This is a genomic window from Flavobacterium sp., assembly GCF_003525665.1.
In the GTDB taxonomy this organism is placed as follows: domain Bacteria; phylum Bacteroidota; class Bacteroidia; order Flavobacteriales; family Flavobacteriaceae; genus Flavobacterium.
This window is the reverse complement of record NZ_DQDX01000059.1, coordinates 5,523-6,240: the sequence shown is the minus strand read 5'-3', so window position 1 is coordinate 6,240 and position 718 is coordinate 5,523. Positions and strand designations below refer to the sequence as shown.

2 protein-coding genes are annotated in these 718 nt (G+C 34.0%); both read right to left on the bottom strand.

Going from position 1 to position 718, the window contains the following annotated elements:
* Window positions 1–67: 67 nt before the first annotated feature.
* On the bottom strand, window positions 68–463 hold the full coding sequence (gene secG / locus DIU01_RS04165) for a preprotein translocase subunit SecG (protein WP_290831988.1): 396 nt from the start codon (window positions 461–463) through the stop codon (window positions 68–70).
* 4 nt (window positions 464–467) lie between these two features.
* On the bottom strand, window positions 468–718 hold a 251-nt coding region (locus DIU01_RS04160; protein WP_290831987.1), incomplete at its 5' end, for a tetratricopeptide repeat protein.

Below are 718 nucleotides of genomic sequence, written 5' to 3'. Positions count from 1 at the left end.
TTCGGGAATTCGCTTCTAATAATTCAAAAAAAAAGTCCCGATTAAATCGAGACTTTCTGTATAGAAATTATTTTTTTTCTGTTGTTGGCGGCGGTGGCGGAGCAGTTTCTGTTGTAGTAGTTGCTGCTGGTTGAGCCGTTGTAGTTGTAGCTGCGTCAGTTTTTGGTGTTGTTGGCGCTGGTGCTGATGTTGCTGGTGCATCTTCAATCACTTTAGAACCTGTATCGCTTAATGCTCCTGTGAAACTTAGGCTAGAAAGTAGTACTAAAACAATTAATGAAGTTGCTAAAACCCATGTGCTTTTGTCTAAAAAGTCGGTAGTTTTTTGAACTCCACCAAGCATTTGTGAACCTCCAATTGATGAAGATAAACCTCCACCTTTAGGATTTTGAACCATTATTACTACGATTAATAAGAAACAAACGATTGTTATTAATACTAGAAAGATTGAAAATGTACTCATTGTTTTAACTATTATTATTTTGTTGTAATTTTTTTATATCTAAAATTCGGTCTGCAAAGAAACTACTTTTTTCTGGATATTTCAAAATTAATATTTCATATGCTTGAATTGCTTTAGTATATTTCTTTTGCTCCAAATAAACTCGTGCCAAAGTTTCGGTCATGAGGTACGATTTATCCTCGATAACTGGCTGAACTGTGAAGGATGAATTCTCTTTTTTTATAGGTGGAATTTTAGGATTATTCTCTATAAATT